This window comes from Bifidobacterium sp. M0353 (genome assembly GCF_016100645.1).
Lineage (GTDB): Bacteria > Actinomycetota > Actinomycetes > Actinomycetales > Bifidobacteriaceae > Bombiscardovia > Bombiscardovia choladohabitans.
The window spans coordinates 658,727-674,994 of the sequence record NZ_JACFSB010000001.1; the positions used below are offsets into that span (position 1 = coordinate 658,727).

Sequence of the window (16,268 nt, forward strand, 5' to 3'; positions counted from 1 at the left end):
CCATTATGGCAGAGCCCAGAGGATACGCCGGTCATGGGCGGTCAGTCTTCCTGATCCTGTCCGCCCTGCAGGGTGCGCACCTGATGGTCCAGGTCACGCAGCACCTTGCGCAGTTTGCGATCGGAGACCCGGCGCAGCTCCAGATCCTCCAGATCCACCAGGTCCACCATCTCGCGCTCATGACCCAAGCCGTTGCTCTTGGCAGGCGGCCGGCCCTGATCCACGTCGGTCTGGTAATCCTTGGTGGCCCGGACATGCTTGCGCAGAGCCTGCCGGCCGGGAGCCATGGCCCTGCTGGTCAAAAGGAAACCGGTGTGCCCGATCATCTCATGTTCGGGTCGGACCGCCAGACCGTCGGCCTTCCAGGAGCGCTCCAGGCTCTCCATGGTCTCGGGCTCGGTCCACCGCCCGTCGGCGCGCAGGGCCTCGGCCAATCGGCTCAACTGGGTGGTGGTGGTCACGTAGGCGGTCAGCACGCCGCCGGGGGCCATGACCCGGTAGGCCTGCTCCAGACGGTTCCAGGGGTCCAGCATGTCCAGAACAATACGGTCGAATCCGTCCTTGGGCAGGTCGGCGGCAACGGTATCGAAGTCGCCGGTACGTAGGTCCCACTGGGCAGGGCGCTGTCCAAAGAAGACCGTGGCGTTGCCCATGGCCACCCGTGCGAACTCCTCCCGTCGCTCGATGCTGGTCAGCTTCCCCTCCGTGCCGATGGCATCCAGCAGGCCCAGACTCATGGCCCCTGATCCGGCTCCCGACTCCAGGACACTCATGCCCGGACGGATGTCGCCCAGGAGGATGACCCTGGCCACATCCTTGGGGTACATGATCTGGGCACCGCGCGGCATGGAGAGTATGTAGTCCTCCAGCCGGGGGCGCATGACGGTGAAAGCCCATCCGCCGATGCCCCGCGAGGACTTCCAGGGTTTGGCCCTGTCAGGCGCCTGTGTGTCGGTATCGACATCCTGCTTGTGGCGCATCCGCCGCCACTTGTCAGCAGAAATCGTGACGACCACGGATCCCTCGGGCAGGCCAATCATGGCCTCGTGCGGCAGAAGGCCATGGTCGGTCTGGGTCAGGCCGCCTGGCTCAAGCATGACCGTCAACCTGCGGCCACGCCGGTCGGTCAGCTGGACCCGCTCCCCTACGCTCAGCGGACCGCGTTTAAGGCTCATGCCTCCTCAGTCCTCCTCGCCCTTGGTGAACTGGGAGTTGTAGAGGGAGGCATAGGCGCCGCCGCGCTCCAGCAGCTGGTCGTGGGTTCCCTGCTCGACCACCGAGCCGTGGTTGACCACCAGGATCAGGTCGGCGTCGCGGATGGTGGACAGCCTATGTGCGATAACGAAGGAGGTCCTGCCCTTGCGCAGGGTGTTCATGGCCTGCTGGACCAACAGCTCGGTCCTGGTGTCCACCGAGGATGTGGCCTCGTCCAGGATCAGGATGTCCGGGTCGGACAGGAAGGCCCGGCAGATGGTCATCAGCTGGCGTTCGCCCTGGCTGAGCTCGCTGCTGTCCTCGTTGAGGACGGTATCGTAGCCCTGGGGCAGCTTGCGGATGAACTCGTCCACGTGGGTGGCCTTGGCGCCATCGATCATGGTCTGCTCGGGGATGGTCTGCCCCTCGTCCAGCCCATAGAGCAGGTTGTCGCGGACGGTCCCGTCAAAGAGCCAGGTGTCCTGCAGAACCATGCCGAAGTGGCTGCGCAGGTCGTGACGGGTCACCCTGGAGGTGTCCACGCCGTCGATGGTGATGTGTCCGCCCTGTATCTCGTAGAAGCGCATGAGCAGGTTGACCAGGGTGGTCTTGCCCGCCCCGGTGGGTCCCACGATGGCGATGGTCTGCCCGGGCTTGGCCTCGATGGACAGGTCCTTGATCAGCGGCTCGGCCGGATCGTAGGAGAAGCGAACGTGGTCGAAGCGGACGTGGCCCTCGACCTTGCCTCCGGTCTCCTGGCCCAGATGGTCGGGATGCTCGATGTCCGGCACCTCCTCGGCCTCGTCCAGGAAGTCGAAGACCCTGCGGCAGGAGGCCAGGGAGGACTGGAGCATGGTGCCCATGGAGGCCAGCTGGCCGATGGGCTGGGAGGCCTGACGGGTGTACTGGGTGAAGGCCTGCAGGCCGCCCAGGCTCATGCTGCCGTTGAGCACATGGACGCCGCCGACGATGACCACGATCACGAAGCTCAGGTTGCCGAAGAAGGTTGACATGGGCGTGACCAGTGCCGAGAAGAAGGAGGCCTTGAAGCTGGCCTGGTAGAGCTCCTGATTGCGCTCCTCGAACTCCTCCTCCGCCTTGCGCTGGTGACCGAAGGCCCGGACCACCATGTGGCCGGAGAACATCTCCTCAACGTGGCTGTTGACCTGACCGGTGCGGATCCACTGCCTGGTGAACTGCGGCTGGGTCTTCTTGAGGATGACGCCCGCGCACAGGGCCATGACCGGGATGATGATGAAGGCGATCAGGGTCAGCAGGGGCGAGATGGTCAGCATCATGATGAAGGCGCCGATGATGGAGAAGACGGAGAAGAGCAGCTCGCCCAGGATCTGCTGCAGGGTGCCCGAGATGTTGTCGATGTCGTTGGTGGTCCGGCTCATGACCTCGCCGCGCGGGGTCCGGTCGAAGTATTGCAGGGGCAGCCGGTCCAGCTTGTCCTCGATCTGCCTGCGCATGGTGTAGACCGCGTCGGAGACCAGCCGGGTCATCAGGAAGTTCTGCACCAGCCTGACCAGGATGGAGATCAGGTAGATGCCGATGACGAACATGAGGATGGTGCCGAAGCGGCCCCAGTCGATGCCCACGCCCACCTGGACGTTCATGGAGTCGATCATCCGGGCGAACTTGTCCTGGCCGCGGGACTGCAGGTAGGTGACCACAGCCTGCTTGGGGGTGCCGGGCTTGGCGCCCATCTTGACCAGCATGGAACCCAGCAGACCCTCGAAGAGTACATTGGTGGCCTCGCCCATGACCTTGGGGCCGATGACGATCATGGCCACGGCGGTCATCCCGGCGAGGACCATGACGATGACCCTCCAGGGGCTGGCCAGCAGATAGTGGACCAGCCGGCCCACGGTGTGACGGCGGTCGCCAACGGCCTGCGGGCCTGTATTCGTGCTCAAGTCCTTGGCCATCTACTCGGCCCTCCCCTCGTCAATGCTGAGCTCTTCCACGTCGGGACCCTGCCCGCCCTGGGATTGGACGATCTCCTGGTAGGTGGGGCAGTCCTCCATGAGCTGGTCGTGGGTGCCCCGGCCGACGATGCGGCCCCGGTCCAGGACCAGAATCTGATCGGCCTGGCGGATGGACGCCGCCCTCTGGGCCACGACGATCTGGGTGGCCTGGCGGGTGACCGGCACCAGGGCCGCATGCAGGGCGCGGTCGGTGGTCATGTCCAGTGCGGAGAAGGAGTCGTCGAAGGTGTAGATGCAGGGGTTGCGCAGGATGGCCCTGGCCATGCAGAGCCGCTGCTTCTGCCCGCCGGAGAAGTTGGTGCCGCCCTCGGCCACGCGGGCATCCAGGCCCTCGGGAATCTCACGGACAAAGTCCTCGGCCTGGGCGATGCGCAGGGCCTGCCAGATGCGGTCGTCGTCAGCCTTGGGGTCCCCATAGTGCATGTTGTCGCGGATGGTGCCGGTGAAGAGAGTGGCCTTCTGCGGGACCGGCCCGAAAATCAGCGCCAGCTGGTCGGGGTCGTACTCGCGCACGTCGTGGCCATCCACCAGGACCTGACCGTCGGTGACGTCGAACATGCGGTTGGCCAGCCGGATGATGGTGGACTTGCCGGATCCCGTGGCCCCGATGATGGCCGTCGTGGTGCCCGGCCGGGCGGTGAAGGAAATGTCAGAAAGGACGGGATCCTGGGCACCCGGGTAGCTGAAGTCCACGTGCTTGAACTCCAGCAGTCCCTGGGGGTGCTCGTTGCGGTAGGGGTGCTCGGGAGCGGCGATCTCGCTGGTGGCCTCCAGGACCTCGTTGATCCTTCGGGCGGCCACAGCGGCCCTGGGCAGCATGACCGACATCATGGCGGCCATCATCAGGCCCGACAGGATGATCATCAGGTACTGGATGAAGGCCTGCAGGGCGCCGATCTGCATGGCTCCGGAGTCGATGCGGCGGCCGCCGAACCACATGATGGCCACATTGGACATGTTCAGCAGGAACCACATGAGCGGCACCATCATGCTCATCAGCCTACCGGTGGAGATCAGGACACCGTAGACATCGCGGTTGGCCTTGTCGAAGCGGGCAGCCTCGGTTTTCTCGCGAACGAAGGCGCGGATGACCCTCACACCGGAAATCTGTTCGCGGACCAGGCGGTTGACCGAGTCCAGCATGTTCTGCAGGCGGGTGAACAAGGGTCCCATCCTGCCCATGAGCACCAGGGCCACCAGAAGAATCAAGGGGACGATGACCGCCAGGGACCAGGTCAGGGGGCCGTCCTGGCGCAGGGCCAGAATCAGTCCGCCGATCAGCATGACCGGGGCCTGCAGGATGATCATCAGGGTCTGCATGGTGGTCATCTGCATCTGCTGGACGTCGTTGGTGGTGCGTGTGATCAGGGAACCGGCCGAGAAGCGCTCGATCTCGTTGAGGCTGAAGCCCTCCACAGAGGCGAACAGGTCCCTGCGCAGCTCGTAGCCCATCCTCATGGCCAGCCGGGTGGCGCAGTAGACGGCGACCACGTTGGCCACAATCTGGATGGCGGTGATGCCCATCATCTGCCAGCCGATCCGATAGATGGCATCCTGGTCGCCTACGGCCACGCCCTTGTCGATGATGTCCGCCTGCAGGTTGGGCAGGTAGAGGTTCAAGGCCGTCTGCGCCACCTGAAAGAGCACCAGAACGGCCACCTGGAGCCAGTAAGGCCGCAGGTAGCGAGTCCATATTTTGATCACGTCAACATCCTTCACGCATACAGGTCTGCCGCGGTCCCCGGGCAGACAAACCACCACAGTCTATACCTGCGTCTGGGCTGATGAATTTGCTATTCCTTGAGCTGATACGGGCATGTCAGAACAGGTCCGCAGGCATTGGCGTTCAGACGGCGAAGGCACCCCAGCGGCCGTCGCGGTGGACCACGGTCAGGTCCAGGCCGAAGAGCTCGCTCAGTCGCGGACCGGTCAGTCCACCCTCCAAGGGTCCCTGATAGACGATGGTGCCCGGATCCGGGTCGCCGGTGTCTGCAGTGTCGGCAGGACGCCGGCCCATCATGGCTATCCGATTGAAGCCAAGGGGAATCTCTTCAAGCCGGTGGGTGACCAGGATGACCGTGCGGTCCTTGTCTTCACGGCCGATGTCGCTCAGGGCCCTGAGCACCAGCTCCCGGCCGCCCAGGTCCAGCCCGGTGGTCGGCTCATCCAGGATGAGCAAATCGGGATCGGCCATCAGCGCCCGGCAAATCAGCACCCGGCCGCGCTCCCCCTCGGAGAGCCGGTACATACGCTTGCCCTTGAGGTAGGCGATGCCGAACCGGTCCATCAGGGCCAGGGTGGCCTCCTCCTGTTCGGCCGTGAAGGTCTCCCTCCAGCGGCCGGTGGTGTCGCTGAAGGCGGTCAGCACCACGTCGTAGGGATCCTCCTGGGGACTGATGGTCTTGGCCAGGCCGGCCGAGGCCAGACCTATCCGATGCCGGTAGGAGAAGACGTTCACCTTACCCAGCCGGTTGCCCAGGATCTCCACGCTGCCGGTGCTGGGGAAACCCCGGGTGCTCATCATGGCCACCAGGGTTGATTTGCCCACGCCATTGGGCCCGAAGAGCACCCACTTCTGCCCCTGGCCCACCTCAAGGTTGACATCGTCCAGTATGACCCGGCCCTGACGGCGGAATCCCACGTGCTGCATGAGCACGGCCTGCTTTTCTGCCACGCTTTCGCTCATGGTCACAGGGCCGTTCCGTAGGAGTCCAGACGGGGATTGTCCCGGTTGCCTCCCACCAGGAAGAGTCCCAGCACACCCAGGCAGAAGACCGCCGCGATGGCGATGGTGGCCCAGATGGGAACATGAGGCAGCCACATGCAGACCAGGAAGGCCAGGCCTGAGCAGATGATCAGGGCCCAGACCAGGATTCGCAGCCACTGACGCAGGCCGCTGGGAGCCTTCAACAGACGGGGGTTGCGGTCGTTGGGATCCACGGAGTCCTTCTGCACCAGGTCATCGGTGTGCCCGGTGGGCTTCCACTCGGCTCCCTGGCCAGCCTCAAGCCGACGGGAGCGCTCCTGCAAGGCCCGTTCGTCCATCACTCCGGCCCTGCCCTTGGCCGTCATCCTCCGGTCGTCACTGCCGCCACGGCGGCTCCGCTTGGCCTGCGCCCTACGTTCAGCGCGGTTGGTCATATCCCACTGCCTCCATCCCTTCGATCGGCACCATTCCTTTTCATATTAGCGTGGGTGCCGGTCGGCCGCTGGCAGGGTCATGGCGCGCTCATCGGCTCGAATGGGGGCGGGCAGTTCGGTGGCGCCTGTCAGATACCGATCCACGGCCGCAGCGCAGGAACGACCCTCGGCCAGGGCCCAGACCACCAGGGACTGGCCACGTCCGGCATCGCCGCACACGAAGATCCCATCACGGTCGGTGGCATAGTCGGCATCCCGGGCCACGTTGCCGCGAGGGTCCAGGCCTATGCCGGTCTGTCCGGTCAGGGTAGCCGTCTCCGGATGGGCGAATCCAATGCTGATCAGCACCAGGTCGGCAGGCAGGACCCGCTCGGTTTCGGGATGGGGGACGATCCGGTCCTGGTCGTCCCGGCTGACGTCCACCACGCGAACACCGCGCACCCGTCCCTCATGATCCCGATCGAAGCCGGTGGGGGCGCTGGTCTGATCCAGGTTGATCCGGTCATCGGAACCGTCGCCCAGGTACTCCAGGCTGTCCACCGCGTACTCGTAGCGGCCGCCTTCCTCCATGGAGGAGGTGGGATTGTAGAGCCGGGCGTAGGTCGGCCAGGGCCGGTTATCAGGCCTGGAAGAGGGCTCCCGGGGCCGGATCTGCAGGACGGTGACCGACTTGGCGCCCTCTCGCAGGGCCGTGCCCAGGCAGTCCGACCCGGTGTCGCCGCCGCCGATGATGATGACGTCCTTGCCGGCCGCATCGATGTTGTTGATGGGCTCGCGGCCCATGAGTTTGCGGGTGGGGTCGGGCAGGAAGTCCATGGCATAGTGGATGCCCTTGAGCTCCCGCCCTGGCAGGTCCACCCGTCGTGGCTCAGTGGAACCGATGGCCACCACCAGGGCGTCATAGCGGGCCCGCAGCTGATCCCAGCCCAGGTCTCGGCCGATTTCGACACCGGTACGGAATCGGGTCCCCTCGGCCTCCATCTGCTCCAGCCGGCGGTCCAGCAGCGACTTCTCCAGCTTGAAGGCGGGAATGCCGTAGCGCAGGAGCCCGCCAATGGCATCGGCGCGCTCGTAGACCACGACCGTGTGCCCGGCCCGGGTCAGCTGCTGGGCGCAGGCCAGCCCCGCGGGACCGGACCCGACCACGGCCACGGTCATGTCGGTCAGCCGCTGCGGAGGCCTGGGCTTGACCAGACCCAGGGACCAGGCCTGGTCGATGATGGTCTGTTCATCCAGCTTGATGGTGGTGGCCGGCTGGTGGATGGACAGCACGCAGGAGGACTCGCAGGGAGCCGGGCAGATCCGTCCGGTGAACTCCGGGAAGTTGTTGGTCAGGCTCAGCCGCTCGTAGGCCTCCTCCCAACGGCCTCGGGACAGCAGGTCGTTGAACTCGGGGATCAGGTTGCCCAGGGGGCAGCCGGTCATGCAGAACGGGGTGCCGCAGTCCATGCAGCGGGCGGCCTGCTCTGCGGTCCAGGGCCCGGGGCCGGTTGACTGGTGCACGTCCCGCCAGTCCTTCAGGCGTTCAGCGACCGGGCGCTCGGCGAGCTCGTGCCGGGTGCGTACCTTGAGGAATCCCTTGGGGTCGACCATATCAGTGCGCTCCTTCCATGACCTGGGCGTAGGTGGCGTCCCAGACACCGGGCGCGTTGAAGTCCACCTGCTCACGCTCGGCATCTTCCATGGCCTTCTTCATGGCCAGATAACGACGGGGAACCAGATGGGTGAACCGGGCCAGCGCGCTCGGCCAGTCCTCCAGCAGGGCGGCGGCAGCCTTTGAGCCGGTCAGACGGACATGCTCCTCTATCAGTCCCTTGAGCATGGCAGCCTGGTCCTGGTCGGGCTCCAGGGCCATCAGGGAGCCGTTATTCCAGGCTTCAGGATTGATCCGGGAGGCATCCATGTCCAGCAGGTAGACGTCGCCTCCCGAGAAGCCGGCGCCGAAGTTGCGTCCTGTGGGTCCAAGCACCACCACCAAGCCGCCGGTCATGTACTCGCAGCCGTGATCGCCCAGGCCCTCGACCACGAAGCGGCCGCCACCATTGCGCACGGCGAAGCGTTCCCCGGCCCGGCCTGCCACAAACATATCGCCCGAGGTGGCACCGAATCCTGCCACATTGCCGCAGATGACGGTCTGATGCGGATCGAAGCGGACACCCTGGGCGGCGTGGAGGACCAGACGACCACCGGACAGACCCTTGCCTGCATAGTCGTTGGCCTCGCCGATCACCCGGATGGTCTCGCCCCTGGGGATGAAGGCGCCCAGGGATTGACCGGCAGAACCTGTCAGCGTGATGTCCACGGTGTTCGCAGGCAGGCCGGCCGCACCGTATTCGCGGGTGATCCTGTAGCCCAGCATGGTGCCCACGCTCCGGTTGACATTGCGCACGGTTGTTTTGATGGCCACCGGCCGACCCTCGTCCAGGGCGTCGACAGCCTGGTTGATCAGGTCCACATCCAGGGACTTGTCCAGTTCTTGATCCTGGGCCTGGGTGTGGTGCAGCACAGTGCCCGGGGTCGGGCCCGGCTTGCGCAGGATGGCATCCAGGTCGATGCCCTGGCTCTTCCAGGTGCGCACGGATGGGTCCCGGCGCAGACACTCCACGTGGCCGACCGCCTCCTCCAGGCTGGCGAAGCCCAGGGAGGCCAGGATCTCCCGCACCTGGCGTGCCATGAACATGAAGAAGTTGATCAGATCCTCGGGCCGGCCGGTGAAGCGCGATCGCAGCTCCGGATCCTGGGTGGCTATGCCCTGGGGACAGGTGTTCTTGTGGCAGGCACGCATCATGACACAGCCCTCCACCTGCAGCGCCGTGGTGGCGAAGCCGAACTCCTCGGCCCCCAATAAGGCCGCTACGACCACGTCGCGGCCGGTCTTGAGCTCCCCGTCGCACTGGACCACGATCCGCGAGCGCAGGTCGTTCATGACCAGGGTCTGCTGGGTCTCGGCCAGGCCCAGCTCCCAGGGGGTGCCCGCGTGGTTGATGGCGTTGAGCGGGGCCGCCCCCGTACCGCCGTCCTGGCCGGAGATGAGGACCACGTCGGCATGACACTTGGCCACGCCTGCGGCCACGGTTCCCACCCCGTGCTCGGAGACCAGCTTGACGTGGATACGGGCCCTGGGGTTGGCCATCTTAAGGTCGTGGATGAGCTGCTTGAGGTCCTCGATGGAGTAGATGTCGTGGTGGGGCGGAGGCGAGATGAGCTCGACCCCGGGTGTGGAACGCCTGACCTGGGCGATCCAGGGCGGAACCTTGGCGCCGGGGAGGTGGCCGCCCTCCCCTGGTTTGGCCCCCTGGGCCAGCTTGATCTGCAGGTCGGTGGCCGAGACCAGGTAGTCGCTGGTCACCCCGAACCGTGCCGAGGCCACCTGCTTGATGCGGCTGGTCCGGGCCGGGTCTGCAATCCGGTCCGGGGATTCACCGCCCTCACCCGAGTTGGACCTGGCCCCCAGCCGATTCATGGCCAGGGCCATGGTCTCATGGGCCTCCTGGGAGATGGACCCGTAGCTCATGGCGCCGGTGGAGAAGCGGGTGACGATGGACTCGGCGGGCTCAACCTGATCCAGCGGTATGGGTGCCCTGTCGGAGTGCAGCTCCATGAGGCCGCGCAGGGTCATACCGCGCTTGGCCGCCGCGTTCACATGGTCGGTGTAGGCCCTGAAGAGTCCATAATCCCCGCGCTTGGTGGACTGCTGGAGCAGGAAGATGGACTCCGGGTCGTTCAGGTGGTCCTCTCCGGTGCGACGCCAGTGGTAGTTGCCGCCTGTCTCCAGGTCATGTCCGGATCCGGCGGTCCACTCGATGGGGTAGGCCACCCGATGGCGCTGGGCCACCTCGGCGGCGATCTCGTCCAGGCCTATGCCGCCCACCAGGGAGGTGGTGCCGGTGAACCAGCGGTCGATGACCTCACGGCTCAACCCAACGGCCTCGAAGAGCTGGGATCCCCGGTAGGACATGATGGTGCTCACACCCATCTTGCTCATGATTTTCAGCACCCCGGTGCTCAGGGCCCGGACCAGGTTGGCGGAGGCCTTTTTGGCGTCCACGTGCAGGTCCCCGCTGTTGGCAAGGTTCTCCACGGACTCCAGGGCCAGGTAGGGGTTGACGCAGGCGGCTCCGTAGGCAATCAGCAGTGCCACATGGTGGACCTCGCGCACATCGCCGGCCTCCACTGCCAGCGAGACCTGCGTGCGGGTGTGCCGACGGAGCAGGTGGTGCTGAACGGCCCCGGTCAGCAGCAGGGAGGGTATGGGCCCCCAGATGTGGTTGGAGTCCCGGTCGGACAGGACGAGTACATTGCAACCCTCTTCAATGGCCTGATCCACCTCCCCTTCGATGGCCTCCAGACGCTCCTCAAGGGCCTTGCCGCCCCCGGCCACCTGGTAGAGGCCGCGGATCAGACGGGGGCGGAAGCGGCCTTCCAGGACCGGTGCCCGGTCCAGGCGCTTGATCTGGGCCATCTGCACGGAATCCACCACAGGCAGGTCGATGTGGATCTTCCAGGCGTGCTCGGGGGTGTCCTCCAGAAGGTTGGGCTCGGGGCCGATGGCCGAGGCGATGCTGGTCACCAGCTCCTCACGCTCCCAGTCCAGGGGCGGGTTGGTGACCTGGGCGAACTTCTGGGTGAAGTAGTCGAAGAGCATGCGCGACCGGCGTGAGAGCACGGCAATGGGCGCATCATTGCCCATGGAACCGATGGGCTCGCCGCCGGTTTCGGCCATGGGCCCCAGCAGCATGGTAAGGTCCTCCCGGGTGTAGCCGAAGGCCTGCTGTCTGCGGTGGACCGAGATGCGCGAGTAATTGACGTGTTCACGCTCGGGCAGGTCGTCCAGGCGGATGGTCCGTTCGGCAATCCACTTCCTGTAGGGGTGCAGCCCGGCCAGCTGGCGTTTGATTTCGCTGTCGGGCACGATCCGGCCCTCTTTGGTATCGGCCAGGAACATGCGTCCCGGCTCCAGCCTGCCCTTGGCGACGATGGACTCCTGGGGCGTATCCTCCAGGACGCCGGCCTCCGAGGCCAGGACCAGGTGCCCGTCCTCGGTCAGCTGCCAGCGACCCGGGCGCAGGCCGTTGCGGTCCAGCTGGGCGCCCACCAGGGTCCCGTCGGTGAAGACGATGGCCGCCGGGCCGTCCCAGGGCTCGATCAGGGCGTCGTTGTACTGGTAGAAGGCCTTCAGGTCCGGGTCCATGTCCGGATCCTGCTGCCAGGCCGGAGGCATCATCATGGAGACGGCGTGGGGCAGGGACCGCCCGGCCAGGTGGAGCAGCTCCAGTGTCTCGTCGAAGGTGCCCGAGTCCGAGGCTCCGGGGGTGTTGACCGGCAGCAGCGGGGCCATGTCGCCCAGCAGCTCCGAACTCAGCTTTCCCTCGCGGGCCGACATCCAGTTGCGGTTGCCCTGGATGGTGTTGATCTCCCCGTTGTGGGCAATCGTCCGGAAGGGCTGGGCCAGGGGCCAGGAGGGGAAGGTGTTGGTGGAGAAGCGGGAGTGGACGATGGCCAGGCGGGCCTTCATGGCCGGATCGCTCAGGTCGGGGAAGAAGCCCTGCAGCTGCTTGGTGGTCAGCATGCCCTTGTAGGTGACGGTCCTGCAGGACAGGGAGGCGAAGTAGACGCCCAGCTCGTGCTCGGCCCGCTTGCGGACCCGGTAGCCCAGCCGCTCGAGGTCCAGTCCCCCTCGGCCTTGAGGCCCGGCGTCGCACATGATGGGCATGAGGAAGCGGGGCATGAAGGCCAAGGCCTGCAGACCCAGTCCGTCAGGATTGGTGGGCACCGCCCGCCAGGCCAGAACGCGCAGCCCCTCCTGGCCCGCAATCGAGGCGATGGCCTCCTCCTGGCTGGCAGCCTGTGCCGGATCCCTGTCCAGGAAGGCCATACCCGCCAGATAATGGCCGGCTTCAGGCAGATCCCGGTAGACACGGGTGCGCATGAACTCGTCAGGCATGGAGAGCATGAGGCCGGCACCATCGCCGGTGTTGGGCTCGGCACCCACGGCTCCTCTGTGGTCCAGGTTGACCAGGACGCGGATGCCCTGCTCGACGATCAGTCTTTCATCCCGTCGGTTGAGGGTGGCCACCATGCCGAAACCGCAGGCATCGTGTTCCGTATCAGGGTCATAGAGCCCTTGCGGGCCGTGAACGTGCAGATCGAGAGGGGCCGTGAATGACACCGCAATCACCTCATTCGTGGACGCGGGCGGGGCCGGCATGCTCCACCCTTGAAGAGCCTGGTCATTGGTGACTCAACAGGATAATGCATCCACAGGTGACATCCGTGTAACGTTCCGCGGTGTCTAACGAATTCCTACCGCCTCCAGGACCTGATCGATGACCAGATCGTTGAGCAGGCGGCCCCGACGGGTCACCTGGATTCTGTCACGCACGGGCAGTAGGAGGCCCTGGTCGACCAGATCCTCAAGGATCTTCGGGTCGGCCGGACGGCCCGCCTGTCTGGTCAGCCGGTCCAGCCCCAGGCCTTCGGGCAGTCGCAGGGCCAGCATGACCGTCTCCTCCAGGTCCTGCCTCCAACCCAGAAGCTCCGCATCCTGCCAGGGCACGTGTCCGGCATCCATGGCGGCGGCCCAGTCCCTGGGGTGGGCGATGTCCCAGGAGCGAACGGCCCGGGCGTGCCGCTCCCCCGGACCGGGCTCCGGCGAAAGCCACCAGTGTGCCCCGGAATCGGCCTCCTGTGCTGCCGCTGTTCCTGTGGCCCTGAACCCGGGCGAGACGGAGCGACCGGGCTCCTGCTCCCGGGCCTCTTCCACCGGCGCCATGCCTGTGTCCTGGCCGTCCAGGCCCCGATAGTGGGAGTGGGCGCCGGGCCCGATGCCGGCCCAGTCCACGTTGTGCCAGTAGCCCAGGTTGTGACGGCTCTCCTGGCCGGGGCGGGCCCAGTTGGAGATCTCGTACCAGTTGAGACCTGCCTGGGAGAGCATGTCGTCGGCCATCTCGTACTTGGCCGCCTCGTCATCGTCATCGGGGGCGGGCAGCTGGCCCCGGCGCACGGCTCGGCCCATCTTGGTGGTCGGTTCCAGGGTCAGGGCATAGGCGGAGACATGGTCCACGCCCAGGTCCAGGGCCGCCTGCAGACTGGTCCGCCAATCCTCGAGCCGCTCCCCCGGCGTTCCGTAGATCAGGTCCACACTGGTCCTGAGCCCCAAATCCTGGGCGGCGGCCACATCAGTGGTCACATTGGCCGGAGTGTGGGTGCGGTCCAGGGTGGCCAGGACGCTGGGCACCGCCGATTGCATGCCGAAGGACACCCGGTTGATGCCGCCCTTGAGCAGCTGCTCCAGGTAGGCCCGATCCACGGTGTCGGGGTTGGCCTCGGTGGTGACCTCGGCCCCAGGGGACAGACCCCAGAGGTCGGCCACGGCCTCGACCATGCGCACCAGATCCTGGGCAGGCAGAATGGTCGGCGTGCCACCACCGAAGAAGATGGTGGACACGGGCGGCTCTATCAGACCTCGGGAAGTCTGCCAGTCGCGGACCATGCGCATCTCCTGGATGGCCAGGTCGGCGTAATGCTCCCGGCTGGCGCCCCCGCCCAGGTCGCGGGCCGTGTAGGTGTTGAAGTCGCAGTAGCCGCAACGGCGCATGCAGAAGGGCACATGGATGTAGACCTGGTAGGATCCCACCCGTTCAGCCCTCCTTCTTGGCGGCGGCCCGGATCTTGTCCTTGGTGTCCCGATCCTGGGTCTGGCCAGTGCTCAGGGCGGCGATGAAGGCCTCCTGGGGCACTTCGACATGGCCCAGCATCTTCATGCGCTTCTTGCCGGCCTTCTGCTTCTCCAACAGCTTGCGCTTGCGGGTGATGTCTCCGCCGTAGCACTTGGCCAGCACGTCCTTGCGCAGGGCGCTGATGGTCTCCCGGGCGATGATCCGCGACCCTATGGCGGCCTGGATGGGGATCTCGAACTGCTGGCGGGGAATAAGTTTGCGCAGCTTCTTGGTCATCATCACCCCGTAGGCGTAGGCCTTGTCCTTGTGAACGATGGCAGAGAAGGCGTCGATCTTCTCCCCCTGGATGAGGATGTCCACCTTGACCAGGTCTGCGGACTGGGTGCCGTCGGGCTGGTAGTCCAGGCTGGCGTAGCCCTTGGTCCGGCTCTTCAGCTGGTCGAAGAAGTCGAAGACAATCTCGGCCAGGGGCATCCGGTAGTGCATCTCGACGCGCTCTGGGCTCAGGTACTCCATGGTCCCCATCTGCCCGCGGTGGTCCTGGCAGAGCTCCATGACCGGCCCGATGAACTCCTTGGGGGTGATGATGTCGGCGCTGACCACGGGTTCCTGAATCCGGCGAACCTTCCCGTCGGGGAACTCGCTGGGATTGGTCACCGTGTGCTCGCTGCCGTCCTCCATGGTCACCTGGTAGGTGACGTTGGGGGCTGTGGCGATCAGGTCCATGCCGAACTCCCTGCTCAGGCGCTCGGTGACGATCTCCATGTGCAGCAGTCCCAGGAAGCCGCAGCGGAAGCCGAAGCCCAGGGCCACCGAGGTCTCCGGCTCGTAGACCAGGGCGGCATCGTTGAGCTTGAGCTTGTCCAGGGCGTCGCGCAGCTCGGGGAACTGGGCGTTGTCGATGGGGAAAAGCCCGGAATAGACCATGGGCTGGGGGTCCTGATAGCCGGGCAGAGGCTCCTTGGCCGGGTTTGCCTCGGTGGTGACCGTGTCGCCCACCTTGGATTGGCTGACGTCCTTGACGCCGGTGATCACGTAGCCGACCTCGCCGGCGCCCAGGGCCTTGGTGGGGGTCATGTCCGGGCTGATCACACCCAGCTCGATGGGGTCGTGCACGGTCGCCCGACCCATCATGCGGATCTTCTGGCGCTCCTTGAGCTCGCCGTCCACCATTCTGATGTAGGTGACGATTCCCCGGTAGGAGTCGTAGACCGAGTCGAAGATCAGGGCCCGGGCCGGAGCCTCGGGGTCCCCCTTGGGGGCCGGCACCTGGTCCACGATGCGGTCCACCAGTTCGCGGATACCTTCGCCGGTCTTGCCCGATACCCGCAGCACCTCGTCCGTGGAGCAGCCGATCAGGTTGGCTATCTCCTCGGCATGCTTGTCGGGCTCGGCCGAGGGCAGGTCGATCTTGTTGAGGACGGGGATGATGGTCAGGTCATCCTCCAGGGCCATATAGAGGTTGGACAGGGTCTGCGCCTCGATGCCCTGGGTGGCATCCACCAGCAGGACAGCGCCCTCGCAGGCCTCCAGGGCCCGGGAGACCTCGTAGGTGAAGTCCACGTGGCCGGGGGTGTCAATCATACCCAGGGTGTATTCGACGCCGTCCTTGACCCAGGGCAGGCGGACGGCCTGGGACTTGATGGTGATGCCGCGCTCCTGCTCGATGTCCATCCTGTCCAGGAACCGGTCGTGCATCTCGCGCTTGGGCACGATCCCGCTCAGCTGCAGGATCCGGTCGGCCACCGTGGATTTGCCGTGATCGATGTGGGCGATGATGCAGAAGTTGCGGATCAGCGATTGGTCGGTGAATCCTGGTTGGTTCTTGGCTTCCTGCACCGGTCTGCTCTCCTCACGTATGTCTGGTCTAACGATTCTAGACGATGCCCTGGGCCGAAGCGCCCGCCCCTGGCGGATTCTTCTCCCGGTCGGGTGCTACTATGGTGGGTTGTCTGTACAGATACATTCATCGTTTGGAGCAACATTGGCAAACATCAAGTCGCAGAAGAAGCGGGTCATCACCAACGAAAAGGCGCACCTGCGCAACAAGGAGGTCAAGAGTGCAATCAAGACCTCCGTGCGTTCCGTGCGCAAGGCCGTGGATGCCGGTGACAAGGAGGCCGCTCAGGCTGCCTACCAGGTGGCCGCCCGCCGTCTGGACAAGGCCGCCGGCAAGGGTGTGATCCACCGCAACCAGGCCGCCAACCGCAAGTCCGGTCTGGCCAACGCCGTCAACGCCCTCTGAACCGGGTGCCCCATT

General features: G+C 65.7%; 10 protein-coding genes. 1 reads left to right on the plus strand and 9 read right to left on the minus strand.

Annotated elements, in window-relative coordinates:
* Positions 1-41: 41 nt before the first annotated feature.
* From H3V04_RS02600 to lepA, 9 genes are all read right to left on the minus strand, one after another.
* On the minus strand, positions 42-1,175 hold the full coding sequence (locus H3V04_RS02600; RefSeq protein ID WP_198187114.1) for a tRNA (adenine-N1)-methyltransferase: 1,134 nt from the start codon (positions 1,173-1,175) through the stop codon (positions 42-44).
* 6 nt (positions 1,176-1,181) lie between these two features.
* Positions 1,182-3,128 carry an ABC transporter ATP-binding protein gene (locus H3V04_RS02605; protein ID WP_198187115.1) on the minus strand — a complete coding sequence of 649 codons (1,947 nt, stop codon included), beginning with the start codon at positions 3,126-3,128 and terminating at the stop codon, positions 1,182-1,184.
* Complete coding sequence (locus tag H3V04_RS02610) at positions 3,129-4,892, minus strand: ABC transporter ATP-binding protein (RefSeq protein WP_198177865.1); 1,764 nt, start codon at positions 4,890-4,892, stop codon at positions 3,129-3,131. It abuts the gene before it with no gap.
* A 142-nt stretch (positions 4,893-5,034) separates the two neighbouring features.
* Entirely contained in the window at positions 5,035-5,874 is an 840-nt protein-coding gene (locus H3V04_RS02615; protein ID WP_198177754.1) for an ABC transporter ATP-binding protein, read from the minus strand.
* Positions 5,875-5,876: 2 nt separating this feature from the next.
* Entirely contained in the window at positions 5,877-6,329 is a 453-nt protein-coding gene (locus H3V04_RS02620) for a tripartite tricarboxylate transporter TctB family protein (protein ID WP_198177753.1), read from the minus strand.
* 45 nt (positions 6,330-6,374) lie between these two features.
* Positions 6,375-7,922, minus strand: a complete 1,548-nt coding sequence (locus H3V04_RS02625) for a glutamate synthase subunit beta (protein WP_198187116.1) — start codon at positions 7,920-7,922, stop codon at positions 6,375-6,377.
* Position 7,923: 1 nt separating this feature from the next.
* The gene (gene gltB / locus H3V04_RS02630) at positions 7,924-12,498 is read right to left on the minus strand and encodes a glutamate synthase large subunit (RefSeq protein ID WP_198187117.1); all 4,575 of its coding nucleotides are present in this window, start codon (positions 12,496-12,498) and stop codon (positions 7,924-7,926) included.
* A gap of 123 nt (positions 12,499-12,621) precedes the next feature.
* On the minus strand, positions 12,622-13,965 hold the full coding sequence (hemW, locus tag H3V04_RS02635) for a radical SAM family heme chaperone HemW (protein WP_198187118.1): 1,344 nt from the start codon (positions 13,963-13,965) through the stop codon (positions 12,622-12,624).
* A 4-nt stretch (positions 13,966-13,969) separates the two neighbouring features.
* Entirely contained in the window at positions 13,970-15,847 is a 1,878-nt protein-coding gene (lepA, locus tag H3V04_RS02640) for a translation elongation factor 4 (RefSeq protein WP_198187119.1), read from the minus strand.
* Between the two features lie 145 nt (positions 15,848-15,992).
* Here lepA and rpsT point away from each other — a divergent pair, with 145 nt between their 5' ends.
* Positions 15,993-16,253, plus strand: a complete 261-nt coding sequence (gene rpsT, locus H3V04_RS02645) for a 30S ribosomal protein S20 (protein ID WP_015021872.1) — start codon at positions 15,993-15,995, stop codon at positions 16,251-16,253.
* The last annotated feature ends 15 nt before the right edge of the window (positions 16,254-16,268 follow it).

What these genes read in the sequence shown, in the direction of transcription:
- H3V04_RS02600 (WP_198187114.1), bottom strand. Translation starts at nt 1,175, where the DNA reads ATGAGCCTTAAACGCGGTCCGCTGAGCGTAGGGGAGCGGGTCCAGCTG.
- H3V04_RS02605 (WP_198187115.1), bottom strand. Translation starts at nt 3,128, where the DNA reads ATGGCCAAGGACTTGAGCACGAATACAGGCCCGCAGGCCGTTGGCGAC.
- H3V04_RS02615 (WP_198177754.1), bottom strand. Translation starts at nt 5,874, where the DNA reads ATGAGCGAAAGCGTGGCAGAAAAGCAGGCCGTGCTCATGCAGCACGTG.
- H3V04_RS02620 (WP_198177753.1), bottom strand. Translation starts at nt 6,329, where the DNA reads ATGACCAACCGCGCTGAACGTAGGGCGCAGGCCAAGCGGAGCCGCCGT.
- H3V04_RS02625 (WP_198187116.1), bottom strand. Translation starts at nt 7,922, where the DNA reads ATGGTCGACCCCAAGGGATTCCTCAAGGTACGCACCCGGCACGAGCTC.